The 26837-nt window shown below is 51.8% G+C and carries 23 protein-coding genes; 10 read left to right on the forward strand and 13 right to left on the reverse strand.

Going from position 1 to position 26837, the window contains the following annotated elements:
• The first annotated feature begins 83 nt into the window (after nt 1-83).
• Nucleotides 84-2714 carry an ATP-dependent helicase HrpB gene (gene hrpB, locus F3F93_RS10325; protein WP_176959105.1) on the forward strand — a complete coding sequence of 877 codons (2631 nt, stop codon included), beginning with the start codon at nt 84-86 and terminating at the stop codon, nt 2712-2714.
• 155 nt (nt 2715-2869) lie between these two features.
• Here hrpB and F3F93_RS10330 read toward each other — a convergent pair whose 3' ends face one another.
• Nucleotides 2870-3790 (reverse strand): phosphatidylserine decarboxylase, encoded by a 921-nt coding sequence (locus F3F93_RS10330; RefSeq protein ID WP_176959106.1) that lies wholly within the window; start codon nt 3788-3790, stop codon nt 2870-2872.
• 239 nt (nt 3791-4029) lie between these two features.
• Complete coding sequence (locus F3F93_RS10335) at nt 4030-4911, reverse strand: MYG1 family protein (RefSeq protein ID WP_176959107.1); 882 nt, start codon at nt 4909-4911, stop codon at nt 4030-4032.
• Between the two features lie 340 nt (nt 4912-5251).
• Here F3F93_RS10335 and parC point away from each other — a divergent pair, with 340 nt between their 5' ends.
• Nucleotides 5252-9550 carry a DNA topoisomerase IV subunit A gene (gene parC, locus F3F93_RS10340; RefSeq protein WP_176959108.1) on the forward strand — a complete coding sequence of 1433 codons (4299 nt, stop codon included), beginning with the start codon at nt 5252-5254 and terminating at the stop codon, nt 9548-9550.
• A 261-nt stretch (nt 9551-9811) separates the two neighbouring features.
• Here the strand turns inward: parC and F3F93_RS10345 are convergent, their stop codons facing one another.
• Nucleotides 9812-10318 (reverse strand): hypothetical protein, encoded by a 507-nt coding sequence (locus tag F3F93_RS10345; RefSeq protein WP_176959109.1) that lies wholly within the window; start codon nt 10316-10318, stop codon nt 9812-9814.
• A 104-nt stretch (nt 10319-10422) separates the two neighbouring features.
• Nucleotides 10423-10890 (reverse strand): GyrI-like domain-containing protein, encoded by a 468-nt coding sequence (locus tag F3F93_RS10350; RefSeq protein ID WP_176959110.1) that lies wholly within the window; start codon nt 10888-10890, stop codon nt 10423-10425.
• Between the two features lie 6 nt (nt 10891-10896).
• On the opposite strand from F3F93_RS10350, the gene F3F93_RS10355 reads away from it, so the two are divergent.
• Nucleotides 10897-11112 carry a hypothetical protein gene (locus tag F3F93_RS10355; protein WP_176959111.1) on the forward strand — a complete coding sequence of 72 codons (216 nt, stop codon included), beginning with the start codon at nt 10897-10899 and terminating at the stop codon, nt 11110-11112.
• 50 nt (nt 11113-11162) lie between these two features.
• On the opposite strand, the gene F3F93_RS10360 is transcribed toward F3F93_RS10355, so the two are convergent.
• A complete protein-coding gene (locus F3F93_RS10360) occupies nt 11163-11516 on the reverse strand; it encodes a hypothetical protein (protein WP_176959112.1) in 354 nt (117 codons plus the stop codon).
• Between the two features lie 377 nt (nt 11517-11893).
• Here F3F93_RS10360 and F3F93_RS10365 point away from each other — a divergent pair, with 377 nt between their 5' ends.
• Nucleotides 11894-12595 carry a cyclic nucleotide-binding domain-containing protein gene (locus F3F93_RS10365; RefSeq protein WP_176959113.1) on the forward strand — a complete coding sequence of 234 codons (702 nt, stop codon included), beginning with the start codon at nt 11894-11896 and terminating at the stop codon, nt 12593-12595.
• 23 nt (nt 12596-12618) lie between these two features.
• On the opposite strand, the gene F3F93_RS10370 is transcribed toward F3F93_RS10365, so the two are convergent.
• The 3 genes from F3F93_RS10370 to nhaB all read right to left on the reverse strand — a co-directional run bounded on the left by F3F93_RS10370 (nt 12619) and on the right by nhaB (nt 16206).
• Nucleotides 12619-13317, reverse strand: a complete 699-nt coding sequence (locus F3F93_RS10370) for a hypothetical protein (RefSeq protein WP_176959114.1) — start codon at nt 13315-13317, stop codon at nt 12619-12621.
• Between the two features lie 111 nt (nt 13318-13428).
• Complete coding sequence (locus F3F93_RS10375; protein WP_176959115.1) at nt 13429-14619, reverse strand: methyltransferase; 1191 nt, start codon at nt 14617-14619, stop codon at nt 13429-13431.
• 69 nt (nt 14620-14688) lie between these two features.
• Nucleotides 14689-16206 (reverse strand): sodium/proton antiporter, encoded by a 1518-nt coding sequence (gene nhaB / locus F3F93_RS10380; RefSeq protein WP_176959116.1) that lies wholly within the window; start codon nt 16204-16206, stop codon nt 14689-14691.
• A 196-nt stretch (nt 16207-16402) separates the two neighbouring features.
• Here nhaB and F3F93_RS10385 point away from each other — a divergent pair, with 196 nt between their 5' ends.
• Both F3F93_RS10385 and F3F93_RS10390 read left to right on the forward strand, forming a co-directional pair.
• Nucleotides 16403-17698, forward strand: a complete 1296-nt coding sequence (locus tag F3F93_RS10385; protein WP_176959117.1) for a M18 family aminopeptidase — start codon at nt 16403-16405, stop codon at nt 17696-17698.
• 175 nt (nt 17699-17873) lie between these two features.
• Nucleotides 17874-18017 carry a hypothetical protein gene (locus F3F93_RS10390; protein WP_176959118.1) on the forward strand — a complete coding sequence of 48 codons (144 nt, stop codon included), beginning with the start codon at nt 17874-17876 and terminating at the stop codon, nt 18015-18017.
• A 90-nt stretch (nt 18018-18107) separates the two neighbouring features.
• Here F3F93_RS10390 and pflA read toward each other — a convergent pair whose 3' ends face one another.
• From pflA to F3F93_RS10405, 3 genes are all read right to left on the reverse strand, one after another.
• Complete coding sequence (pflA, locus tag F3F93_RS10395; RefSeq protein ID WP_176959119.1) at nt 18108-18902, reverse strand: pyruvate formate-lyase-activating protein; 795 nt, start codon at nt 18900-18902, stop codon at nt 18108-18110.
• A 66-nt stretch (nt 18903-18968) separates the two neighbouring features.
• Nucleotides 18969-21221 carry a formate C-acetyltransferase gene (pflB, locus tag F3F93_RS10400; RefSeq protein ID WP_176959120.1) on the reverse strand — a complete coding sequence of 751 codons (2253 nt, stop codon included), beginning with the start codon at nt 21219-21221 and terminating at the stop codon, nt 18969-18971.
• Nucleotides 21222-21867: 646 nt separating this feature from the next.
• A complete protein-coding gene (locus F3F93_RS10405; RefSeq protein ID WP_176959121.1) occupies nt 21868-23529 on the reverse strand; it encodes an RluA family pseudouridine synthase in 1662 nt (553 codons plus the stop codon).
• Nucleotides 23530-23648: 119 nt separating this feature from the next.
• On the opposite strand from F3F93_RS10405, the gene F3F93_RS10410 reads away from it, so the two are divergent.
• Nucleotides 23649-23960 (forward strand): (2Fe-2S) ferredoxin domain-containing protein, encoded by a 312-nt coding sequence (locus tag F3F93_RS10410; RefSeq protein WP_176959122.1) that lies wholly within the window; start codon nt 23649-23651, stop codon nt 23958-23960.
• Between the two features lie 125 nt (nt 23961-24085).
• Nucleotides 24086-24502 carry a hypothetical protein gene (locus tag F3F93_RS10415; protein ID WP_176959123.1) on the forward strand — a complete coding sequence of 139 codons (417 nt, stop codon included), beginning with the start codon at nt 24086-24088 and terminating at the stop codon, nt 24500-24502.
• Nucleotides 24503-24515: 13 nt separating this feature from the next.
• Here the strand turns inward: F3F93_RS10415 and F3F93_RS10420 are convergent, their stop codons facing one another.
• Nucleotides 24516-25295: a hypothetical protein gene (locus tag F3F93_RS10420; protein WP_176959124.1), complete on the reverse strand. Its 780-nt coding sequence runs from the start codon at nt 25293-25295 to the stop codon at nt 24516-24518.
• Between the two features lie 227 nt (nt 25296-25522).
• Here F3F93_RS10420 and F3F93_RS10425 point away from each other — a divergent pair, with 227 nt between their 5' ends.
• Nucleotides 25523-25735 (forward strand): RNA-binding S4 domain-containing protein, encoded by a 213-nt coding sequence (locus F3F93_RS10425; RefSeq protein ID WP_176959125.1) that lies wholly within the window; start codon nt 25523-25525, stop codon nt 25733-25735.
• A gap of 38 nt (nt 25736-25773) precedes the next feature.
• Here the strand turns inward: F3F93_RS10425 and F3F93_RS10430 are convergent, their stop codons facing one another.
• Complete coding sequence (locus F3F93_RS10430; protein WP_176959126.1) at nt 25774-26373, reverse strand: SH3 domain-containing protein; 600 nt, start codon at nt 26371-26373, stop codon at nt 25774-25776.
• A gap of 117 nt (nt 26374-26490) precedes the next feature.
• Here F3F93_RS10430 and F3F93_RS10435 point away from each other — a divergent pair, with 117 nt between their 5' ends.
• Nucleotides 26491-26814: a hypothetical protein gene (locus tag F3F93_RS10435; protein ID WP_176959127.1), complete on the forward strand. Its 324-nt coding sequence runs from the start codon at nt 26491-26493 to the stop codon at nt 26812-26814.
• Nucleotides 26815-26837 lie beyond the last annotated feature (23 nt).

Consider the following 26837-nt stretch of genomic DNA (forward strand, 5'->3'; position numbering starts at 1 on the left):
GGGGCACAACAAGTCTATAAATAAGTAAATGGGCCCCTTATCCTCACAAGTGTGTTTGCTTTGCCTTTGGTTATAATCTCCCCATGCCAAGCCTGCCTATTGATGATGTTCTGCCAGAGATCAAAGAGACATTAGCCACTCACAATCGGCTTGTGCTGCAGGCACCTCCGGGGGCAGGAAAAACCACCGCCGTGCCCATCGCTCTGCTCGGTGAGCAGTGGTTGGGTGATAAACAGATCATCATGCTTGAACCGCGCAGGCTGGCGGCACGTAATGCGGCGGCGCGTATGGCATTTCTGCTCGGTGAGAAGGTTGGTGAAACCGTCGGTTACCAGATCCGACAGGATAGCTGTCTAAGCGATCAAACAAAGATTCTCGTGGTCACCGAAGGGATTTTAACGCGCAAACTTCAGGCTGACCCTGAACTCAAAAAAACCGCACTGGTGATTTTTGATGAGTTCCATGAGCGCAGCCTGCATGCCGATCTCTCACTGGCACTCTGCCTGCAGAGCCAGCAGATCCTGCGCGAAGATCTGAAGATTCTGGTGATGTCGGCAACGCTGCATACCGATGCTGTTGCCACTCTTCTGGATCACGCACCGATCATTGAGAGTGAAGGGCGCAGCTTTCCGGTTGAGAACAGATACAGATACCTCGACAGCGTGAAACCTCAGCAGAACACAAAGCCACAGCAGCAGCTGATGATGAATCTGGTGAAAACAGTCAAAACATTCATTCATGAACATCAGGGCAACTGCCTGGTGTTTCTGCCCGGAGTCAAAGAGATCAACCAGCTGGCCGGGCAGATCAAACAGCTGCTTGATAACGCATCGATCAATAACATTGTCATTGCACCGCTACATGGCTCTCTGAACAGGCAGCAGCAGGATCTGGCTATCGCAGCACCCAGAGACAGAGCCATGCGTAAGATCGTGCTGGCCACCAATATCGCAGAGACCAGCATCACCATAGAAGGCATAAGCTGCGTGATCGATTCAGGGCTGGAGCGCGTGCTCGATTACAGCCCGGCCTCGGGCATGAACCGGCTCACTACCCGCGCCATCTCACAAGACTCGGCCGTGCAGCGCAGTGGCCGCGCCGGAAGGCTCTCTGCTGGCACCTGTTACCGTATGTGGGCAGAGGAGCAGCAGTCGCGCCTGCTCAAACATGCATCGCCTGAGATTCTGCACAGTGATCTCTCCTCACTGGTGCTGGAGCTGGCCAACTGGGGCGTGAGTGAGGTGAATGAGTTGCAGTGGATGGATATGCCACCAGCCGGTGCCATCGGGCAGGCAAAGGATTTGCTGCAACAACTCACTGCTATTGATGAGCGGGGTAATATCACAGCCCACGGCCGAGATATGTTGAAACTGGGCACCCATCCGCGTCTGGCGCATATGATGCTCGCAGCTGTTCAACTGCATCAGCCTTATCACGCCTGCCTGATCGCCAGCCTGCTCAGCGAGAGGGATATATTTCTCTCCAATGCAGAGAGGAGTGCCGATATTCATGACCGGCTGAATGTTCTTCTGCACGGGCGATCCAACAGCCACGGCATCGATCAGCAGCAGTGCAAACGTATCACACAAACGGCCGATGATTTTTTCAGGCGACTTCAACAGTGCAGTCAATCAAAACGAAACAGAGAGCGGCCGGACAACAGCTTTAGCGGCGTGCTTCTGGCCTATGCTTACCCGGATAGAATCGCCAAACAGCGTAGCCCCAACCAGCCGCGTTATCTGCTCAGCAACGGCAGAGGGGCGGTGATTCCGCCCTATCTGCAGCATCATCTGCATGCGTATCTGGTGGTTGCCAACCTTGATGCGAACTTTGATGCGAGTTTTGATGCGAGTTTTGATGCCAAGAGGGGGGGCGAAGCACGTATCTATCTGGCGGCAGATATCACTGCTGAACAGCTGCAGGAGTATTTCAGCGAGCATATTGAGCAGCAGGAGTGTGTAGAGTGGAGTGAGAGCGTAGAACGGGTTGAGGTCAAACAGATCAGCCGCATTGGAAAAATAGTGTTGCAGGCATCCACTGTTCATCACAGCGAAAACAGAGAGGCCGTGCAGGAGTGCCTGATCAAGGCCATCAGAAGCAGGGGGGTAGGGTGCCTGAACTGGAGTGGTAAGGCTGTCAGTCTGAAGCAGCGCGTAGAGTTTATTCGCCACCAGCTTGATAACAGTTCGGCTGCGAACAAGCAGCTTGCTGACAGGCCGCTGCCGGACTTTTCAGAGCAGGGGCTGAGCGATACGCTGGAAGAGTGGCTGCAGCCGCACCTGAGTCATGAGAACAGTCTCAAGCAGTGTCTCAAGCTGGATCTCTACAGTCTGCTGTTAAACCGGCTCAGCTGGGAGCAACAGCAACTGGTGGGGCAGTTGGCACCGGAGCGCATCAGCGTACCCAGCGGCTCCGCAGTGGCTATTGATTACTCCGACCCCGCGCAACCGGTGCTGGCCGTCAGGCTGCAGGAGCTGTTCGGTCTGTTTGATACACCGACCGTGATGAATGGAGCGTGCAAGGTGATGCTGCATCTACTATCTCCAGCGCGCAAACCGATGCAGGTCACGCAGGATCTCAACAGCTTCTGGAACAGCACCTATCACGAAGTAAAAAAAGAGCTGCGTGGCAAATACAAACGCCACTACTGGCCGGATGACCCATTCACCGCCCAGGCCACCAGCAAAACCAAAAAACAGATGAATCGTGAATAGAAAAAGCGCAACCAGGAAGAATCATTGGAACCGCGAATGGACTCAAATAAACACGAATTATAATGACATTCCGATCAAAGCACTGTTATTTGCGTCCATTCGCGGTTCGATTTTGTTTGTGTTTGCAAAACTACCTGGTTGCCTTAAAAAATGAATCAGCTGGTTTTAGCAACGACATCACCAAGTTGGATGTAGGTCTCAATGCCTGCCTCGGTGTTCTTTAACATATCCTCGGAAGGCGCCCATTTGCCTTTTTCGCCACAGAGCACAACGGTGCTGCCACCAAAGAGGAAGTAGCCCTTCTCATCACCCTTGTTAAAGGGTTGAGACTCATCATACGATTGCACGATTTTACCCACACAGGTCGCACCAACCTCAATATAGGCCAGCCTGCCGAAATGTTCAGTCTCGAGGATCGAGACACGACGCTCATTCTTGATGAAAATATCCTGCCTGTATTTAAGGGCCAGTGGATTGACCGAATGCAGATCGCCGGCAACGGTGAAGGCTTGAACGGTTTTGCCACTATCGGGATAGTGGTAGCGGTGATAATCAACCGGGCAAAGCCGGGCGATCATCAGCGGGCCACCGATAAACGCTTTGGCCAGCTCAGCATCACCAATCAGATCAACAGCGCGCAGCATCGACCCCTTCACAGGAATCGTGAGATCATCGCTCATGCTGGCATGGCCAAAGTAGCGCGCCTCGGCAAATGCAGCCATCTCATGATCATTGGGGGTGAACGTTCGTTGCCCTTCCTGAAACTGGCGAATAAAGAACTCGTTGAATGATCTGTAGGAGGTTTCAATGGGGTTTTCTTGCAAAGAGCCTTTCTGATACTGCTCGATATCGATATCAAAGTTTTTGATAAAGGGGGCGACCTTTTGTGCTGACTTCGGGCTGTCTTGAGACCTCCCGTAGAGCTGGCTGAACATCTTGCTTGCAATCACTGGCCCCAGCAGCCGCCCGATCGGGTTGCCATAGGCAAACTTCACCATGCCGTCACCGTAAACCTTTTCGATCTCCATGCAGTTTTTGCGACGGTTAAACACCTGAATTTCAAAGCCTTGGCTCATTGGGGCTCCTTTGCCTTTTTACTCAGCTGGATGGTATCAGCTGAATCGTAGTGAGTAAAAAACAGATAAGTTGTGAATCACTTGCGATAAGCAAAGTCGAACCACAAATAGAGACCGATGCCCCGGGGCACCCTCTCTTGCGCAAGCGCAATTCACCTTGTGAACGCAGATATGATGGGTGGAGCAGGGTGATGGTTCAGCAGAGCTGAATGATCCGTGTCTATCTGTGTCCATCTGTGTCAAATCGTAAATGATGCTTCTACTGCGAGGGATGCCATTTTCATCGTACTGGCAAAGGATTCTGCACCGGCAATAAACAGCCCATTATGGCAGAACATGGCATCATCAATGCCGGTCACCTTCTGCAGCGCATCACCGGAGAGACCCGCCCATGCTTCAGGCAGCGATTTTCTATCTTCGAATGAGCCGAGTTCAGCCGGTACGGTCTGAACTCTCCACTCGCCAGTTTGCGATGGATAGACCACGTAGAGCGCCTCTTCAGAGAGGTTGAACACCGTTTTTTTCCATGGGGTATACTGCTCTAAGACAATCACCCTTGGATCTTCTGCATCTTCAATCGCTTGAGCTACAATGGCTTTGGCACTGATGCCTCCGCTTGCTGCTGCAATAAATCGTGTTAACACTCGCGCTGCAAATTCAACCGCCTCATCAAATGCTGCATCGAAGTGGGTCTCCTCCTGCCAGGTCGGGTTAAACATGGAGATAGTTTGACTAAGGCTGATGCCCTGCATCACCCCTTCGACATGACCGCAATCAATCGCATCAATCGTTGATACCAGCCCGGCATCAACCCCATTGGCGATATCCTCATTACCGCCGCAGATCGCTGCGCCATACTTCTGCCAGATCAGACCGAATGAGGAGTAGGGGATACCATTCTCACGCGCGCCTGCACCTCCGCGCTGATGGTGATCAAAACGATCACGATCCGGCTCATACTCACCACCCACATCAACCACAATATCGGCCCCGGCGATAAGGTCGAAATCACGTGTGCGGATAAGCTTAAGTGAGGGAAAGATGAGCTTAAGTGCCGCGATACTGAAAACATCATCGGCATGAAAATTGCCGTTGTGCGTTGCTATGGTTTTATTATTCATCTGTTGTATGCCTTGTTGGAAAGGAGTGGGGGTGTCGCTCTGCTGTTTTGGAGCGGTGAAATGAAAACTGATGCGCCGAACTTTATACGAAGAGCTCTGACAACAATAGATGATTTTGGCAGCCCATCCATGGTCTGAACGGATGCTCTGACTTTTCAGAGCACCCTTAACTCTTTTGCATTTGATGCCCACTCTGTTGTATGGTCGCTGTTGAGAACCATGCATCTTTTTCAGCCCTGTTATTTTACCCGCCATGCATGTGTAGAGTAGTGCCATCAGCGTCCCGTCTGCCCTGACGGTGCATCGGCATAGCATATTCAAAGCAAAGGACTTGTTTAACATGAGTGCAGATTACGATATCGATTCAATTAAAGACCTCGATGGGATCTCCCATATCCAGCTGAGGCCTAATATGTACACCGATACAGGCACGGAACTCGGCTGCCACCATATCGCTCAGGAGGTGCTCGATAACTGCGGCGATGAGGCGATCGGCGGCTTCTGCTCGCGCATTATCGTGGAGCTGGAATCGGAGAATGTGGTCAGCATCAGCGATAACGGGCGCGGTATTCCTGTTAAGCTGAATCAGGACGGTATCTCCGGCGTTGAACTGGTGCTTACCAAGGATAAAGCCGGAGGCAAGTTCGATCATGATGCCTATAAGGTCTCCGGTGGTCTGCACGGGGTCGGTATTACCGTCACCAACGCGCTCTCATCATGGCTTGAAGCGACTGTAAAACGCGATGGCGGGGAGTGGTTCATTCGCCTTGAAAACGGGCGCACAGTCGAGAAGCTCAGAAAGGTCGCTGAGTGCGGCCCGCGCACGCATGGCACAAAAATAAGGTTCTCTCCCAATCCAAAATATTATGAACGTGCCAAGTTCCGCCTGCAGCAGTTGCGCCAGCAGGCGATGGACAAAGCGATCCTTATTCCGGGGCTGGAGGTGGTGTTCAAAGCACCGGGTCTGGAGGATGAGATATTCTGCTTCAGGAACGGTCTCTCCGAATTCATGACCTCACGCATGGAAGCCTCACCGATGTTCGAGTTCTCAGGCCAGCTCGGGGATCTTGAGAAGGTGCACTGGTATTTCGCATCCTTTGCTGAGACCACGCCGATCTATACCAAATCCTATGTGAATACCGTGCCAACGCCGCGCGGTGGCACCCATGAAAAGGGTTTTGAGTCCGGCCTGCTCAAGGCTGTGCGTGAATATATCGATATGCGTCCGGAGCTTAAAAAACTGCTGGGTAAAAAGACCCGCATCGCAGCATCGGATGTGATGACCAACAGCCAGCTCGGGCTTTCGGTCTATATTCAGGATATCTCCTTTGAAGGGCAGACCAAGCAGAAGCTTACCTCTGCCGAGGCCACCAAGTTTGTCGGTGGAGTGATCAATGATTCGGCGGCGCTTTGGCTGAATCGTGACGGTGAGATCTCCGATGCCTGGATGAAGCTCATTATTGATCGGGCCACCACGCGATCCCTCGCCGAAAGCGGAAAAACCAAAAAGGTGGATCGCAAATCCTTTACCGGCAGAACGCCGCTACCGGGCAAGCTGCTGGATTGCCGCAGCAACGATATTGAAGAGACCGAACTCTATCTGGTGGAGGGCGACTCGGCAGGCGGTTCGGCAAAGCAGGCCAATGATCGCGATCTGCAGGCTGTATTCCCCCTGAAAGGTAAGATTCTCAACTGTGAAGGGGTCACATCCACCGATGCCGGCAACAGCGAGGCGGTCGCCGACCTGATCACCGCCATTGGCACCGGTATCGGCGATGAGTGCGATATTGAGAAGCGCCGCTACGGAAAAATAGTGGTGATGACCGATGCGGATATCGACGGCAGCCATATCCAGACGCTCTTGTTCACCTTCTTCTGGCGACAGATGCGGCCGATGGTGGAGGCGGGGCGTGTCTATATTGTTCAGCCGCCGCTTTACGGTGTCACCATAGGCAAGCAGAAACACTATGCCCAGAATGAAGAGGAGCTTGATGGCCTGAGGGCGATGGCACTGGCTGAGAAGAAGAAGATCGAATATATCCGCTTTAAAGGTCTTGGTGAGATGAATCCACCGGAGTTGAAAGAGACCTGTATGGATGTTGAAAATCGTGTGCTGGTACAGGTGAGCCCTGAGGATGCACAGCGTATGGATGCGCTGGTGACGAAGCTGATGGGTGATGATGCCGGTCAGCGCCGTGATCTGCTGATGGGCAAGGAGATTGAGGATGCCAAATATCTCAATGGCCCGGTCAGTGACTCCTTTACTGCGCAGGCAGAAGAGCTGATTGATGACCCCTGTGATGTGACCGATGATCTTGATGATCTGCAGCCCTTCTTTACCCCCTACGATTCGGGCAATAATTCCATTGCGCCATTTGAAACGGTATTCCGTGAACTCTACCGCAGTTACGGCCTTAAAGTGGTGGGTGATCGCGCCATCCCGGATGTACGTGACGGTCTGAAACCGGTGCATCGCCGTATTCTCTATGCGATGGAAAAACTCGGACTGAAATCAAACACCAAAACCAAGAAATCCGCACGCGTTGTCGGTGACGTGATCGGTAAATATCACCCGCATGGTGATTCGGCTGTTTACGGGGCGATGGTGCGCATGGCACAGCCCTGGGCGATGCGTTATCCGCTGGTCGACGGACAGGGTAACTTCGGTTCGATTGATGGCGACTCCGCAGCCGCCATGCGTTACACCGAAGCCAGACTGACGCCGATTGCAGAGGCGATGCTGGGCAGCGACCTGAAAGAGGGTATCACCCCTTATCAGCCCAACTACGATGATCAGGACAAGGAGCCGATGCTGCTGCCTGCACCGTTCCCGTGGATTCTGATGAACTCAAGCACTGGTAATCCGGCTGTTGGTTTCAAGACTGAAATCCCGTCGCATAACCTGACTGAGCTGCTTGGCGCATGCATTGCGCTGGCCAAACGCAGAAGCAGAACAGGTTCGGGGCCGTCGAACAGAGATTTTGCCCTTGTTCGCAAGCATATCACAGCCCCCGATTTTCCCGGTGGCGGTATCATCACCAGCACGGAAGAGGAGCTGGAGAAGATGTATGCCAGCGGCTATGGAAAAATGCTGCTGCGCTGCAAATGGCATAAGGAGGATATTGGCAAAGGCATGTGGCAGATCGTTGTCACAGAGATCCCCTACGGTATAGAGAAGTCACCCCTGCTGATCGAGATGGGAGCGCGCATCTCCGATAAGACCATTGCCGAATCACGCCAGCTGCCGATGATCTCTGATCTGCGCGATGAATCATCAGCCGAAGGGATCCGCATTGTCATCGAGCCAAAATCAAAGAATCTCGATGCCGAACAGATCATGCTGCACCTCTTCTCGGCCACCAATCTGCAGGTCACCATCCAGTATGCCACCTATGCACTGGAGAAGTGGATTGATGCACCCGGTGGCGATCGCTATCGCCTGCCAAGTCTTTTCTCGCTCGATGCGATGCTCAACTCCTTCCTGGCTAACCGGGAGGAGCTGGTGATGCGCAGGGCAGAGGTGCGCCTTGCCGAGATTTACAGGCGCACCAACATCCTTGAAGGTCTGTTTATTGTCTATCCGAATGTCATGGAGATTGTGAAAACCATCTATGACAACGACAAACCGAAACCGATCCTGATGGAGAAATACGGTTTTAATGAGGAGCAGGTGGTCGCCATTCTCGATCTGCGCCTGGCACAACTGCGCAAGCTCGATGAGATGAAGCTGCAGAACGAACATGCGAAACTGCTGGAGGAGAAAGCCGAGCTGGAGATGATCGTTGATGATCATGCTCACCGCTGGCGTCATATCACAGGCGAGCTCAAGGATGCACTGGCCAAATTCGGTGATGAACGGCGCACCGTGGTCGATGCCAATGCACCGAAAGCGCGCACCATGAGCAAGCAGCAGACCGTAAACCGTGAACCGATCACGGCGATTCTTTCAAGGCAGGGGTGGCTGAAGGGAATGCGTAGCGCCAATGTTGATCTGGAGTCGCTGAAGTTCAGGGAGGGGGACAGGCTGCTCGATGCGGCTGCAGGCCATACCACGGACATGCTTGTGCTCATCGGACGTAAGGGGCGGGCATTCAGTATGCTCGCAGCCGATCTGGCAGGTGGGCGAGGCAATGGCGAACCGATCTCTAAATCGTTCATGTTCAGTATCAATGAAGCACCGACACGCATGGTGATGGTGAAAGCCGATGCTGAATATCTGATCGCCACCACGGCAGGCCACGCCTTCCGCGCCTTTGGTGAGTCGATGCTATCGGCCAACAAGAAGGGTAAAGCCTTTATCAATTTCCCTGCCGGCTCGAAGCTGCTCTGCATCCGCGAGATCGAGGATGCGCATGATGCATTCGCGTTCATCGATTGCGAAGGGCGTCTGGGGGTCATTGCAAAAGATGAGTTCCCGCTGCTCGGCAAAGGTAAGGGGGTGACTGCCATCTCACTGAAGAAGGGCTCAAAAGGGCTGCGCGATGCTGCGCCGGTGACGCTGAAAGAGGGGGTAAGGGTAGGTACGGAGAAGCGTGCCACGACCATCGACAGTGCAGAGTTGGAGGAGACCTATCTCATTGCCAGAGCCAAGGCACCGAGGGGGCTGCCAATGGCTGCTGTGAACGGGATGATCGTTTAGCGGCTTGCCTTTAAGCAGGAGATTGAAAATAGCCATGAGTTATTGCGTCGCTTGATGCAATAAACGGGGTTCATCGCGGCTTAGCGGGAAACATGGCTGAAACAAATATTTTTGATCCCCGATAGATACATTCAACTTTAGAGCTAAGTGACATTTCGTGTTGGTCGAGTTTTTCGATATTTGTCCGAGATCGCCGATGATTATGGTGTTAGCCGACGAAAACTGTTTTCCCGGACTTCAGCGATGAACCATAAATGGGCGCTAAAAAGAGTAATCGTTGTTTTCGATATCCTTCTCATACTTTTTGCCGGTTTCGCTGATTCGATAAAATGTGCCACTGCGGGCAAGAGGTCCCACCTGAATCAGCCCCTTTCTCTCTAGCTGATCAATGGCATTGGTGACCTCCAGACGACTATATATGAGTGAATCCACCATATCTTCAGAGCAGAAACCTGCAACACCTGAGTCGATACAGTTGGACAAAATTGCCGTCTCCACTTCAGAGAGTCGGCTTTTGGACGCTGATGATTGCAGGCCGGAGAGCTGTGACTGAAGCTGAATCACCATCTTATTCAGGGCTGCATTCTCATTTAATAGCTTTTCCACGTTCTCGCTGGCATCGGTGAGGCTTGTCTGAAGTCTGGTATTCTTATCTTTCAGCTGATCAATCTCATTGTGTTGCGCATCAAACAGCCTTGCAAGCAGTTGCATGAGCGTATCATCAAGCTCTCTTCCTCTGAATGTATTAAGGGTTGCGATGATATTCATGGATCCTCCAGCAATGCGTTAAACTCATAATTCCAATTAAACTGATGATACGTTATTGAACAGAATAAATCACATTTTTTGGGCTTTGTGGTGATAGTGAGGAGCTATCTCAGAGGGAAATAGATGTCAGTAATCAGTTCACTATCCGGAGCTGCCAGCCCGATATTCAGGTATTCAAAAAAGATGGGGGAGTCACCTCTGCACTCCTGCGTGGTTGGCAGCCAGTCGCGAGAGAGCGCATTCACCTTCAGATTGATGGTAGCTAGCGAGCCCTTATGACGCAGTTTCGCATAGCGACCGGCAGCGATCTCCTTGTTCAGTACGCCATAGGCATTGTCGGGTACGTCCGCATCAACTTCGCCGCAGATATCGAAATGAAATGTTTCAGCAACCCTTGCTTCGGGGTTGCTCTGCGCTATGCCAAAGCTTCGCTTCTCCGTGACCGGTGAGCAGCCGCTCTCTTCTCGCCACTCTCTGAACTTCTCAATGGATTGCGCCACTGTTTCAGCTGTATCGAGATGTTGCAGTGCTGCCACCGGAATATTTTTTATATTCACAATACTAATAATCATATGCGCATGATCCTCTTTGATGTTGTAACTGTTCGTGCATACATTCTGAGCCACGTATTTAAAGATCAACCAGCACAGCTTCCTGTCTTCGTGTTAAGTCGTGTACATTCGTGGTTCGATTTTTCTATTGATAGTCTGCATGAGTTTTGGTTAGCAGGAAGGGTGCAGCATGCACCGGAGCCGATGGCAAAATCGGAATGTGAGGCGTTATTCTTCTGTTAATTGACGGGTTTAGCTCGGGATGCAGACGCTTCTGCCCGCGAGGCAGCGTGTTAGGCCGATAGCTGCGGATAACCTTCCGGGTCACTATCCAGTTCAGAAAGGAAAATCATCGAGTGAATCTTCTCTTTGGCAATTCTGGCGGTCTGATTGTTGGCGGCCAGTACAAAGGAGATCGACATGGTTTTAACCAGTTTGCCTTTGATCTCATCGCCGCAAATGGTCTTGATCTCATCGCTGGCCGGGAATCCTGTCTCATCCGGGCGCATCAAAAAGATATGGGCAATGTTCTCTTTTTTGATAAGGACATCACCATAGGATGTTTTGATTTTGAAATCATTTTTAAGCACTTTACCGGCCAGAGTCTGGCCGTTGCGTAATATAAGCTGGTCTTCTGCGTAAGCCATCTGCTGCTCCTTAATTGCCAGAAACGATCTGGCTGGCGGTTTCACCCTTGCCTTGTATTTCACTCTGAAAAGGGTGCTAAAAGAGGAAACGAGCAACTCGATCTGCTCACCAATCGGCCATCATACACTCTTTTTACAATTAAATCTGAATTTTTGATGCATCGCTCTAACTGAGCCGTATGCATGATCCCGTCGCTTCGCTGTCTGGAAAAATGATCCCTGTCCGGTGGGAATATTTTTCCCCCCAGGCAAAAGAATTCATGCCGAATGTCTTTGTAACCTGTTGAAAATACAGGAGTTTGTTTGAAATGGCGCTTTGGCCGATTCCTTGCGGTAGTGAGGTCAGAGAATCTTTTTTAAACTGGCAGGGAGAGTATATGCAATTTGGTTTTAAGAGTTCGAACAGTTCAGGGAAAGTGGCTCGCACAGTAAGCACCGGCAGCAGCCATAAACAGAGCAGAGCTATCGCAGCAGATCATCTGATCGGGCCCTTCAATCAGAGCAGAGATACAGTCAATGAGATTATCGAGATGACCGGTGCGATCCCTCTGTTTGATAAGATCGACAGTGTGCAGGTCGGCGTTATTGCCGCGCATATGCAGGTCAAGCATCTGGATGAGAACCAGCGCCTGTTTGCCGAGGGTGAGGAGAGCAATTTTATCTGTTTTGTTGTCTCCGGCACGCTGGAAGTATTCAAACAGTCACAGAGCGGTAATAAGGTATCAGTATCCACACTCTCCCGTGGTCGCTGCATTGGTGAGATGGCACTGATTGATAGCTATGCGCGCTCTGCAACAGTCATTGCCCGGACTCCGTGCAAACTGCTCAAACTCAGCCGAGAAAGTTTCGACCATATTCTCGATGAGCGCCCGCGTGCCGGCGTCGCATTTTTGAAAAACCTATCCAAATCGCTCAGTCTGCATCTGCGCAAAACATCAGGTCAGTTTGCCGATGCCCACGATGCAGATGCAGTGGTTCCCGTTCTCAATGATAAAGCAACCAAACAGCCGAAACTGATCGACCATATTATCAACAGAAAAGAGTCGAAGCTGCCGCCACTGATCCGGCAGTTTATCTAACAGCCTGCCTTAAAGCTGTGGGGCTACGAACGGCTCTGGTTGAAAGCATCAGCTAGGGCCATGCAGTCGTTGGTGAAACTGTTGAATTGTCTGGCCTTGACCACGGTGCCACGCTGATAAAAAAGCAGCCAATCTCCCATCCCCTCCATTTGCCAATTCGGGCGGTCTGTGATTTTCTGAACAAGTTCAGGCGTAAACAGATGCTCAAAGCCATAGCTGGAGTCGGGCGCCATCAGCTGATACTGCTTCGCGAACGCCTCTGATTGAATGGTAACGGGGTGATATTGAAAGATCAGGGATTGAGCTGCGCGTCCGACATCGTGAATCAGTCGCATGGTAAAGCGCACCTTGTCTCTCCCTTTGATTAAAAATGTTGGCAGGTTGATGCCTGGAAGATGGATCAGACAGAGGCTTATCTTTTCGCTCTGGCCGTTGCCACTGCGAAGCTCAATATCAAATATGTGCTGTTGAATACCATGCTCAAGCTGACGCTCGATAATAAAGTCGTGAATCAGGTGCGCAGTGGAGAGTGCCAGGAAATGAGGGTAGGCCGCCTTGATGTCAAACCCTTCGGGTGACACTTCTGAGAACCCCATCGCTCTGGCCAGAGGGATAATACTTTGTCTGCGTCGTTTGCTGGTGAATGTCTCGATCATGACAAGAACTGAAATCACCATAATCAGAAGAGCAACAAAAGCAGCCGTAATCAAAAAAGTTTCCATCTGGTCTCCTCTGCATGATGCATCTCATTCAGGATTGTCGCCTATATTGGTAAGTATAGTACAGATGTGGCTATCGGGGTTTCCTGAAAGAATTCAACGAGCTGATTGATCTTAGGATAAATCTGGTGAGGAGTGCCCTTCAATAATGATATTGCGCGGGGTTAACTCACGGTTACAAAACTCATGGACACTGACCTTGTAGCCATTGGCCTCCAGAGAGGCGGCCATATCCATGATCAGCCATAGCTCTAAGACGCGTTTGAAGCATTGGCGCAGCAGCTGCAGGCGCATCACCTCATGCTGGCGTTGTTCTCCGTTGGCCTCCCACTTCTCCCAGTCAACGTCAGCAGGCAGGGAGAGCCCCTCTCGCTGAGCCAGTTTCTGGCAGTAACCTTTAAAACCTTCGTGTACCCAGGCTTTGGGGACAGGTTTGAAGCTGTGGTACTCACTGCTACCGCAAAGCTCCTGCCATAGTTGCTGAAAGCCAAGCTTCCACGCCATGTCGCGGTTGCGCTGTCCGATCTCGTTGTGGTGGGCGGTAACGGTCTCATTGACGGCCAGTCGCAGCACCTCTCTTGATAGTTTGAGTTTCAGCCCATCAGTAAAGGGGCTGTACTCCTGTTCACGGCCAAGATGGTAACAGCAGGGCACAAGAGTGAAGCTCGGGGCGCCGCTCTCAATGATCCGGGTAACCAGTTGACGGTGCAGATCACCACAGGCGTGCAGCGCGATGGTGTGGTGGTTATTCAGATATTTGCAGACAGGGTCATGTAGCACGTCGACCAGTTTGAAATACTGGTCCACGCGGTATTTATCGGCCAGTCGAGCACCTGCCTCTACCAGCTGCGGACTGTTTTCCAGTGTAGTGACCCTCTGTTGCCACTGACGGGATAGCAGACGCCCCAGATACCCCTTACCACCACACCACTCAGTAATAGCCCGCTGAGGGTTCTGCAGTGACGCATAGAGGGCACTGATCTGTAACCACTTTCTGCCAGGAATGCCTGCATGCAGGCGTGGTGCAATCGTCTCATTTTTTCTTTTCGCTGTTTCGGGTAGCATGACAAGCGAAGCGATGGCAGAGAGCTCGGGAATAAACGTCGATACGAATGCAATCAGGGCATCGTTGTCTGTTGCATAAGCATCCAGTGATTCCTCATCAAGTTCCAGTAATGCCTGCGCGAGTTCCGGGTATTGCTCAACCCAATCCGGCCGTTCTTTTTTAAACGGCTCCGGTTGCCAGAGGGGTCTGGTTTCAACAAGCAGAGTATCGAGCTGTTGCAGATGAGCGTCATAGGGCATGCGTGAGATCTTAGATTGCAGGCGGGAACTTTGCATTGTTGCAATTGCCTGATTACAGGACGAGCAGGTTTATAACATTAGAATCATGGTGCCTGCCACCAGCGTACAGGTGATAAAGTAGGGCAGCGCCATGTAGACCATGCGGCCATAACTGAGGCGGATTTTCGGGGCTAACGCTGAGGTGAGCAGGAACAGGAATGCAGCCTGACCGTTGGGGGTGGAGATGCTGGGGATACCGGTGCCCATGACCACGGCCACCGACTGCGCCTCAAAGGCTGCACGTGTGATCAGTCCCTGATCAAAGAGTGTTTTAATCTGATCCATGTAGATGGTGGCAACAAAGACATTATCACTGATGGCCGAGAGAAAGCCGTTGGTGAGGAAGACCATAAAGACCTGAATACTGCCATCCAGACTCATCACCCACTGCATGATCGGATTGAACATCATCTGGCTTTGAATCATCGCCACGATCACATAGAACATCACCAGCAGTGATGCGAATGGCAGCCCCGGCATAAAGGCTTCTGCGATTTTGTGCTCATCGGTAACGCCGGTGATGGCCGTGGCGAGGACAATCACTCCAAGCCCGATCAGGCCGATCTCAGCCAGATGCATCGATAAGGCAACCACCATAAGCAGGCCGACGATAGCCTGGAATATCATGATCATACGCTGGCTGGGGGTGGTTGATTCACGAAGTTTTCTGTCTTCATCGGCAAGGATTTTGCGGACATTGACCGGCAGTTCAGCGCCATAATTGAACCAGCCGAATTTCTCGATGACCAGACAGGTGAGGATACCGGCCAGCAGGGTGGGGATGGTGGCAGGTGAAACCATGCTCAGGAAGGTGACGAAATCCCAGCTCGCCTCATTGCCGATAACCAGATTCTCAGGTTCTCCCACGAGCGTGCAGACACCGCCGATGGCTGTGCCGATAGCGCCATGCATCAGCAGGCCGCGCAGGAAGGCACGGAAATCATCCAGATCCTTACGATGTAGTTCATCGATATGTCCGTCATTCAGATCGGGAGCTTCGTGGTAACCGACCTTTGAAACTGCAAATTCATAGACATCATAGAAGCTGGTGGCGATGGCGATCAGGATGGCAAGGATGGTCAGGGCATCAAGAAATGCGGAGAGGATGGCGACCACCACAAGCGTGGTCATATTGACGATCAGGCGTGACTGAATCCCCAGCAGCACATGATTAATGGCGCGAAACAGCACATCCCTGAGAAAGTGAACCCCGGCAACCATAAAGATCACCAGCAGAATTACCGGCAGCCCATGTTCGATCTCATCATAAACTGTATGAGTGTCGGTGAGCTGTAACAGCAGCGCCTGAATCGCAAACAGGCCGCCCGGCTGCAGCGGAAAACATTTCAGCGCCATGGCCAGGGTGCCGATAAATTCGACCAGAATAAACCATGAGGTAACCAGCGGCCCTGCAATAAAATAGAGCGCCACGTTGAGTATCAGAGCAAAGAGGATGATCTGTTTGTACCAGAGTGGTGATCGGCCGAGGAAAAGTTTCAGAGGGATGGAAACGGTTGGGTGGGTAGCTGGTGCTGCGCTGTTGCTCATGAGATTCTCCAAAGATCGATTGCTGCGGCATACTACACCATCAATAATTTATTGCAGGCTGACATTTGAGCCATGTGACAAATTGTTTCTAACGCCCGCTTCAGAGGTGAATGAATTTATCAGTAGAGCGTTGCACTTGCCGCTTGAAACTGGCTACTATCTGCGCAGTAATAGTTTTTTGGCAGCAGGGGTTCTGATGCAAAATGAAGATTTCGTAAATGGTCTGCTGGATTTTGTTAGAGAATCCCCGACTCCGTTTCATGCAGTGCAACATATGGTTGCGATACTGGAGGCTGCCGGCTTCAAACGGTTGAGTGAAAAAGAGGCGTGGGATGTGGCGGTGGGAGATAGCTGCTTTATTACGCGCAATGACTCATCAATCATCGCCTTCCGGATTGCACAGCCTCTGGCAGAGCATGGCATACGTATGGTTGGTGCGCATACCGACAGCCCATGCCTGAAGGTGAAACCCAACCCTGAAATCACCGGTAATGGCTATCTGCAGCTCGGTGTTGAGGTCTATGGCGGGGCGCTGCTTAATCCCTGGTTTGATCGTGACCTCTCACTGGCCGGTCGGGTCAGTTATCTCGATGAGGAGGGGAGTATCGCTCACAGCCTTGTCAATTGGCAGAAGGCGATTGCAACGATTCCATCGCTGGCGATTCATCTCGACCGTGAGGCCAATGAGAATCGCAAGATCAATCGACAGACCGACCTGCCCCCGGTGTTGATGAGGTTGCCCGAGGGCAGTGAAGAGCAAGATGACTGTTTCAAGGCGCTGCTGCTTGATATGGTTAATGCTCAGGTTTCCGGTGGCAGGGAAAAAGCTGTGAAAGTGCTCGGTTATGAGTTGAGCTTTTATGATCTGCAGCCGCCTGCAGTCGTAGGCCTGAGGGATGATTTTATCGCCGCTGCCAGACTCGATAACCTTCTCAGTTGTTATACCGGCCTGATGGCCCTGATCGATAGTCGCGGCAGTCAGAACGGGCTGCTGATCTGCTCAGACCACGAAGAGGTTGGCAGCGTTTCGGCAGCAGGCGCACAGGGCAACTTTTTGAAATCTGTTTTGACACGACTGTGTGGCGGTGAAGAAGCGATGGCTCGCACGATGGCCTCAAGCATGATGATTTCAGCCGATAATGCCCACGCCATTCACCCCAACTATGCCGACAGACATGATGCCAACCATGGCCCGATGATCAATGCGGGGCCGGTCATCAAAACAAATGCCAATCAGCGCTATGCAACCAGCAGTGAGTCCGCTGCGATGTTCAGGCAGTGGTGTGAACTAGCTGATGTGCCGGTGCAGTCGTTTGTGGTTCGTTCGGATATGGCGTGTGGCAGTACGATTGGTCCGATCACCGCCAATGATCTGGGTGTGCGTACCGTAGATGTCGGTGTGCCGACCTTTGCCATGCATTCGATTCGTGAACTGGCAGGACGTCTGGATGCCTGTTATCTCTACGCTGTGTTGCAACACGCCCTCAGGTAATAGCAGGCATTGAATAGCCGGATGCAGATGAGTCAGTGCTCTTCTCTTTCCGTCTGTTCAGCAGGCTGGCGGAGTCTGAATCACGCTTTGCAGCTGTAAAACAGGTGATACAGCTTACATTTTATCTCTGTGCAGATCGGTAGTCTGACTTCTTGCAAAAAGAAGGAGGTCTGTCATGACAACAGCAACTGCCCATGTTGAATCAAGCCCTAAAATCCTGATCAGCAACGCAACCAAGAAAAAACTGGCCATCGCCTGTTTTGTCGTTGCAGCTGTTTTATCTGTTAAAATCCTGATTGATTTGAGTGCTTTAGTATAACAGTTGCAGAAAAGAGGGGTGATAAAGCCGGTGGTCTCTCCCTCTCTCCTTGATGGCTTAGCTGTTCAGCGGTGAGTTAAAGATAACAGCTTAACAGGCAGTCAGGCCATGGCTGCGGAACTGATCAATGACCCGCTTCAGCAGTTCAGTGGTGGGTGTCTGCACATCTTTCAGATGGTATTTAAATCCCAGCTCTTCCCATTTCTGTTCACCCATCTTATGGAACGGCAGCACCTCTACGCGTTCAACGCCGTTCAGGGTGGCAATGAATTCAGCCAGCATCTCCACATCTTCGACATCATCGGTATAACCGGGCACCAGCACATAACGGATGCGCATCTTTTTACCCATAGCCGAGAGACGACGGGCGAAATCGAGAGTTGGCTGCAGCGGTTTAGAGGTCAGCGCCAGATATTTGGCCGCATCAATATGTTTGATATCGAGCAGCACCAGATCGATATCATCGAAGTACTCATCTTCAAGGTGGGCGGCGAGAAAGCCCTGGGTATCGAGTGCGGTGTGCAGGCTGTAGTCATGTTTGGCGAGGTAAAATATCTCACGGATAAAATCCGCCTGCATCAAAGGCTCACCACCAGAGATCGTTAAGCCACCGGCAAAACGTAGAAATGAGGCGTATTCAGCCATCTCTTCAATCACGCGATCTACGGTCATCAGCGTGCCGTTATGCATCTTGATGGTATCGGGGTTATGGCAGTAGAGGCAACGGAACTGGCAGCCGGAAACAAAAACCACAAAGCGCATGCCCGGGCCATCAACGGCACTACCCATCTCAAAGGAGTGCACAAATCCTGAAAGCCTGCCCCGCTCATCGATACAGGCAGGAGCAATAGCCCCCGGTGGGTTAACCTCGTTATGTTGATCCATGTTTGTGACTCTGTCCTGTAAACCATTGCCGCCTTGCCACATTGGCAAGGCGACGCAGCTTATAGATTAAAAGTGCAGGTGGAAGGTTCGGTTAATCACATCCAGCTGCTGCTCTCTGGTCAGTTTGATGAAGTTCACCGCATAACCGGAGACGCGCAGGGTGAGCTGAGGATAGTTCTCAGGATGCTCCATCGCATCAAGCAGGGTATCCCGATTCAGTACATTCACATTGACGTGAAAGCCATTGGCGTTACAGAAGACATCCACACAGTTGCTCAGGTTGCCTACCCGATCAGCCAGAGTCTGACCCAGAGCACCCTCTGTGCAGGTCGCTGTCCATGAAATGCCATCGAGTGCTGCGTCGTAAGGCAGTTTGGCTACCGATGCACCGGAGGCGATAAAGCCTTTGCTGTCACGCCCGTTCATGGCGTTGGCTCCGGGTGCAAAGGGTTCACCGGCACGGCGACCATCAGGTGTATTACCGGTCTTCATACCGTAAACCACATTGGAGGTGATGGTCAGTACAGACTGGGTAGGCACACTGTCGCGATAGGTTTTGTGTTGACGGATCTTCTCCATAAAGGTCTCAACCAGCCAGACCGCGATCTCATCGACCCGGTCGTCGTTGTTGCCATAGGCCGGGAACTCACCTTCAATATCGAAATCCTTGGCGATACCCTGTTCATCACGGATCACACGCACCCTGGCGAATTTAATGGCCGAGAGTGAGTCTGCAGCCACGGAGAGTCCGGCAATGCCGCAGGCCATGGTGCGCAGGATATCGCGATCATGCAGCGCCATCTCAATGCGCTCATAGTGGTATTTGTCATGCATATAGTGGATGGCGTTGAGCGCCTTGATATAGGTTGTGGCAAGCCAGTCCATCATCTTCTCGAACTTCGCAACAACCTCATCGTAGTCGAGGTAGTCACTGGTAATCGGCTCAAAACCGTCGACAACCTTCACACCGCTCTTCTCATCCACACCGCCATTGATCGCATAGAGCATGGTTTTCGCCAGATTGCAGCGTGCACCGAAGAACTGCATCTGTTTACCGATACGCATGGCCGATACACAGCAGGCGATGGCATAATCATCGCCCCAGTGCTGACGCATCAGATCATCCGACTCATACTGGATAGCACTGGTCTCAATGGAGACGCGGGAGCAGAAATCCTTAAATCCTTTGGGCATCGCATTTGACCAGAGCACGGTGAGATTTGGCTCCGGGGCAGGGCCGAGGTTGTAAAGGGTATGCAGAAACCGGAAACTGTTTCTGGTTACCAGCGTACGTCCATCTTCGCCCATGCCACCAATGGTTTCAGTTACCCATGCCGGATCACCGGAGAAGAGCTGATCATACTCAGGTGTGCGCAGGAAACGCACGATACGCAGCTTGATCACCAGATCATCAATAAGCTCTTGTGCCGATGACTCATCAAGAATCCCGGCATCGATATCACGCTGGATATAGATATCGAGGAAGGTGGAGATGCGGCCAATCGACATCGCAGCACCATTCTGCTCCTTGATCGCAGCCAGATAACCGAAGTAGGTCCACTGCACCGCCTCCCGGGCTGTGGTCGCGGCAACGCCGATATCAAAGCCGTAGCTGGCAGCCATCTGTTTAAGCTCATCCAGGGCCCTGATCTGTTCTGACATCTCTTCGCGGCTGCGCAGCACATCTTCACTGAACTGCAGATCATTGAGCTCAGCCTTCTCACGCCTCTTTTCGGTGATCAGGAAGTCGACGCCATAAAGGGCAACACGACGATAGTCACCAACGATGCGGCCACGGCCATAAGCATCTGGCAGGCCGGTAATAATGCCGGAACGACGGCAGGCGAGGATATCCGGGCTATAGACATCGAATACACCCTGATTGTGATCTTTACGGTAGCGACTGAAGGCCTCTTTCACCGCTGCATCAAGCTCGTAACCGTAGGCCTGAAGGCCAGCCTCGACCATGCGCAGGCCGCCGTTGGGGATGATCGCGCGCTTCAGTGGTGCATCGGTCTGCAAGCCAACAATCAGCTCCACACTCCTGTTGATATAACCCGGTTTGTGGGCCGTGATGGAGGAGCCGATATCGCTGGATACATCCAGCACACCTTTGATGCGCTCCTCTTCGATCAGCTTTGAGATCTCAATCCAGAGCTGGCTGGTTCGTTCGGTGGCCGGGGTGAGAAAGCTCTCATCGCCCTCATAGGGAGCGTAGTTCTGCTGAATGAAATCGCGGAGATCGATCCGCTCTCTCCATTCGCTGCCCTTAAAGTTGTTCCATGCTTGCAGGGTTGAAGTTGCTTCTGGTGAATTCACAATGATTCCTCTGTTTTGGGTCGGTTCAGCTGTCTCAGACAGCGAAAAGTTGCGGACGAGCCGCTTTGATAGGTGTTACTGAAAATAGTGGGAGCTATCCGGCTCCGGCGTGCCAATCAGGATTGAACTGGACAGGACTCCAGAAAAAAGGATTCAACCAGCGCCCTTGCAGGGCGTAGAGATGAGATTCTGATGCTATGGCTGATCTTAACAAGTTGACGGCATGTATGCGCGGGAGACATTTTGTAACTCTCTTTTTGGAGCATGTAGTAATTGCAAACGCATTATATGTTTACAGGCATAATGCACAACATCTAAATCAGGCATGAATTTTATGCAGGAAGATGGAGATCCTCTCTGTTTCGCCATGGCATATACCTCCTTGCAGCCAGATCCCTCCTGAGCTTGCAGGCGAGCCGGTAGCATCGCCTGCAAGCAACTCCTGGGGGGGATAGAAGTCTGAACCTATTCAGCAAGGTCTGTTCCAGAGCGATCAATTGATCTAAATGCTGTAGTGGCAACCTGTTTTGCATGAATCGCATTGTGCTGCTGATGAATTATCGTGCAGCTGTGCCTCTTTGGAAGGCAGTGATGCAGGGTTCTGTCCGGTGAGTGTCCGGGTTATGCATTACTGTTGTCTGCACATTTAGAAGGGCGATGGAACTTCAAACTCCAGCCGTTCACGGGTGACTGGATGGTTAAAGCACAGGCGCTGAGCGTGCAGCTTGAGTCGATCACCTGAGCGGCCATAGAGCGCATCGCCGACAATCGCAGCATTCAGGCCATCTTGGTGTGAAGCGTGTATGCGCAGCTGATGGGTGCGCCCTGTTAAGGGATAGAACCAGACGCGGGTGGTTTCACCCTCATAGCCTAAAACCTGCCAGCGTGTTTTTGCAGGTTTACCATGTTCATGGCTGACCATCTGGCGTGGCGTGTCATCAAGATCAACGATCAGCGGCAGATTAATCTCACCCTCGAGCTGATCCGGCGGCAGCTTTCTTGATAAAATCGCCTCATAGCGTTTTTCCACACTGCGCTGAATAAATTGCCGCTGCAGAAACTTGTTGGCCAGCAGATTTTTCGCCACCAGCAGCAGCCCTGATGTGGCCATATCGAGCCGGTGCACCAGCCGCAGTTCCGGATTGTTCGGATAGCGCTGTAGCAGCCGTGTGTATACCGAGTCCTGCACCAGTTTACCCGGTGCCGACATCAGGCCGGAGGGTTTATTGACCACCAGCAGGCTCTCATCTTCATAGACAATTCGTGGTTCGCAGGCATCAATCTGCTCAGCGAAATCGGGTTCCGGTTCAACCGCCAGACCATGCAACATAAACGGTAGTATCTTGCGGCATTTTCCTCTGCAGGCGGGGTAGAAGTGGCCATGATGTCTGATGCCTGTGGAGGGGGAGGCGCCCCACCAGAACTCTCCCAGTGCGATCGGCTGCAGCCTCTGTTTGCGGGCATAGTGAACCAGCTTGGGGCCGGCACAGTCGCCTGAGCCTGCCGGTGGCAGGCCATCAAAGAAGGCGGTAATCGGTTGTGTCTCGCCGGCAAAGTTGTGCAGCCGGTAGGTGGCAAACAGCACGTTGTGCAGCTGACGTGATTTCTCGCTGCGTTGAAATCTGGTGTCGCTTATCTGCTGATCAATCTCATCAAGCTGCTGCTGCAGCAGCTGTAGCTTCTCCTGCCACTGCAGTGACGCGTTTGTAAATTCCCGTTTATGATGCTGGCTGGCCAGCGCCAGTGCCCGCATCTGCCTCTGCTGTGCATCGGCATCACCCATTGCAAGAAGCTCCAGACGTTGCTGTTTGCGCAGAGCCTTGGCCTCTCTGTGACGCTGCTTCAGTGCCGCCAGCGCCAGATCACGCTGCTGCTGAAGAGAGGAGATCTCCTGCATCAGCTTTGATCGCTTCTCGCAGCACTGCAACCGATCAATCTGCTCAGTTAACGCGGCCAGTTGGTCATTGCCTGCATAGAGATAACTCTCATGTTCAGCCAGCTCAAAGAGTTGTGGCACAAATCCCGGCAGCTGCCACAGGCCGTTGATCATACCGGAAAAACCACTCAGGTAACCGATGCGGCCAGCCTTGTCGCGCACCACCAGAACTCCGAACATTTTGCCGTGATTTGAGAAGTCTCGCAGCGCAAATTTTTGCGTGCCAAGATCCTGCATCAGCATTCTGCAGGCCTGCTCGGCCAGCGGATGTGGAGTATTGGCAAATGGAGAGGGCATCACGACGGGGATCTCATCAGTCTCGGGAGGAGCAGGGAACCAGGTGACCAGATTGTCGCTTTTTGTGACCATCATGATATGAGAAAAGACCTCTGTTTGTTGCAATCGGCGACACTATACTGATTCATCGGGTTCAGGGCATTCACCAGATCATCGATTTCCTGTAAGTTCGCTCTCTATGGAGTCACTGCAAGATGGATAAAGATCTGGAGAACAGCGGCCATGCATGCTCGAAGCAGGTGGTGGTCTGCAGCAATCATCGCGCCAACCCCGCTCACCCCTCCTGCGCAGCCAGAGGTGGTGAAGCGCTGGCCATTAAGCTGGAAGCGGAGATTGCTGCCAGAGCGTTGCAGATCAGGGTGAGTCGCTTCCCCTGTCTGGGTTACTGTGACAGAGGGCCGGCAGTGAAGCTCGCGCCCGGTGGTGGTTTTATCTGCGAGATTGATCCCGATAATCTGGAAGCGGTACTGCAGCAGATTGAGGTCTTTTCGCAACAGCCTGACTGAACAGCGGGTTTTATATCTTAACGCGGCAGAGGTGCTGCGCTCTCCCTTGTCATCAAAATGCCGCAATCAGCTCTTATCATTCAGTTCTTAAATGGAGAAATGGAATTGATATGATAAGTGAAATCATGGCGTCAAGGGACGCAAATAACATCGTTGAAGAGAGAATCCACAGGATGGAGTCACTACGGGCTGCAAATATACAGGTTGATAGTGGCAGAGAATGGCGATTTGAGGAGGGGGAGAGCGATGCCGTTGCAGCCAGCATTGTGATGTTTGGTCTGCCTGCCGGTGATGCGTTTAGCGCCAGATCAGCGCTGATCTCTTTCTACCCTGATGGTGATGCAAGAATTGTTGAGCCGGCCTACGATGCTGTGCAACAGCAGATCAGGATTTTCTATCCGCTATCGCTATTTGAAACGCAGGTTGAGATTCTCAGGGCGCACGGTGAAGTGATCTGCACCTATCTGGAGTCCGCCACTATGCCCCATCTCAACAGTGCTTTTTTACATGGCAACATGCCCGTTGCGGAAAAACTGCACTGATCATTGGCACGTTTTACCAGGTCGGTTTCCTTGGCGAGACCGTTCCTTCGCTGCAGAGCACTTTCCTTAATTTGCACAACTCACAGCGCTCGATAAAGAACTTGTGGTGCTCCGGTAGTACGACATTTGGATCGCTGTCGATATGTTTGATCGGGCACCACTGTGATTCCACCTGCTCAAGTGAGTTGGCATGACGCAACGCGCAGTTGTACTCATAACGCAGGAAACTGCGACCCACTCTACCGAATACCGAGAACTGGTCTGCGAAACCGGCAGCGGCCATTTTTTCTGATGCTTCTGCTTTGGAGAGTCGGTGCAGTCCGAGCAGGGGTGCCATGACATAATCAAACGAAATAGTGACCAGCGATTGAGAGAGTATCGATAGCGTTGAGGTGAGCAGGAAGAGCGGCATGGCAAATAACCTGAGCAGGGGGTTATTATGAGGCTTGCTCGTAGAGGCGATGCGATTCAGCAGCACAGCGCTGGCCACACTCAGGCCATTGGCATAGCCACAATAGGCACAGTGAAACTTGGCGGTGTATGAAAGCCCGGGAATCAGGTGACGATCAATCACAATATAGTGTTTTAATATGATCCGATCCACGCCAAGAAGCGGGCAGATCATCAGATTGTATAAGAGCTGAATACAGATGATGTGAAATACGATGTAGACAGGGATCATCGCATACATGGCCAAAGCGGGGGGGATCAGTCGCAGCAGGCCATTGCGTTGCAGGTGGCTGGTGAAAATAGGATTTCGCCTGATGAACCACGCTTTTAATTTCTCGATCATCTGCACTCCGAAACAGTATATTTCAAACTGATACTTCGCTTTCATAACCCGTTTTGATGATGGGAGTTGTCGAGTAAACCATTAGCAGGCAACTCTTGCAATATAATCTCAAAAGCTTTCAATACTGCAGAGGCTGGTTCAGCCTGTGGTCGGGATTTTCCGTTACATTGCTTTTTTGTGCAGTAGCAGGGCGGGCCTCTTGAATATCGAAACCGGATGGAAATCAGATGAGAGAAATTACCATTTCAAAAGAGCCGATTGAGCTTAATAAGCTATTGAAGTTTGAAGCACTGGTTGCCAGTGGCGGTGAGGCCAATCGGGTGATTAGCGAGGGGTTGGTGCGGGTGAACGGTGAAGTGGAGACGCGCAAGAGGAAAAAGATTGTTGGCGGTGATGTCGTGGAATTTGCAGACGAGAAGATATCTGTTCAGCTGGGATAAAGGAGCGTCTTCATCTGCAGTAAGAGACAATAACCCGTTTAGTTTGTTGCAAGCGTAACGATCTCACGTTTGAGGTAGGCAATTTTACCTGATGGCAGCTTCAGGCTCACCCACTCAGATTTTCCATTACGATGGGTTTTCAACTCCGCATCGGGACGATACCAGCCAAGCCTTGCTGTTTTAATGTCCGGTTTGGCTCTCAGGTTATGATAACCGGAAAAACTGAAGCGTTTCTTTGCATTTTTACGACTCAGTTTTGCCCGAACCGAATCGATAATGGCCTGCTCAACGGAGGCTTCACGCATGTTACTACGTGCTTTTACGTAGAGGGTGGTCAGTTTGGGGCTCATCTCATTGAGTGTAATACTACCTTCAAGATTGTTGTTGCCGAAGGCGATGGCATAACCGTTTTCCTGAATTTCCAGCACATCAACATCTAGTTTCATGCTGCGCAGGCTCGACTGAACTGCAGCCAGAGTCGGGCTGATGTTGTTGGGAAGACAGACCTCTTCGCCGGCGAATTCGTTGGCAACCACCTCATAGAGAGCACCCGGCACGACTGAGGCAGCAGTGAGCGCTACGCAGCCTTGCAACCAGAGAGCGGCAAGAAGCAGGGGGATAACGGTTAAAGATCGCATGGGCGTACTTTGCCTGTCAGAGGTGATAAAACTGTGCGGTTGATCACAGTGAGGCTGAACCTGTTTCGCTTCTCATATCCATAGTCATGATAAAGTTTGCATGCATCTGAAATCAGTATGGAATGGGCACTCTCTCTGCTGAGAGTTGAGCCGAACGATGCATCTATGGAGTGGCGCGTGATTAAATATCAGTCTGAATTTGAAGGTTACATCAGAGATGGCGGTGATAAGCAGGCTGCATCACTGAAATCCTACCTTGCATCGTTAAACAGTGTTTCCAAACATCTCGGTATCAATATCGATGCCAGAACGCTTGGTTCGAACGAGGATATCGATGCGCTTGCGGATCGATTAAGCGGCATGGGTAGAATATCTGAGAAAAATATCAAACATTACCGTTCAGCTATGCAGCAGTATGTGAATATGGTGAATGGAAAATAGCCAGGCAGGGGAGTGATAAAACC

It is taken from the genome of Mariprofundus sp. KV (assembly GCF_013387475.1).
Classification (GTDB): Bacteria; Pseudomonadota; Zetaproteobacteria; order Mariprofundales; family Mariprofundaceae; genus Mariprofundus.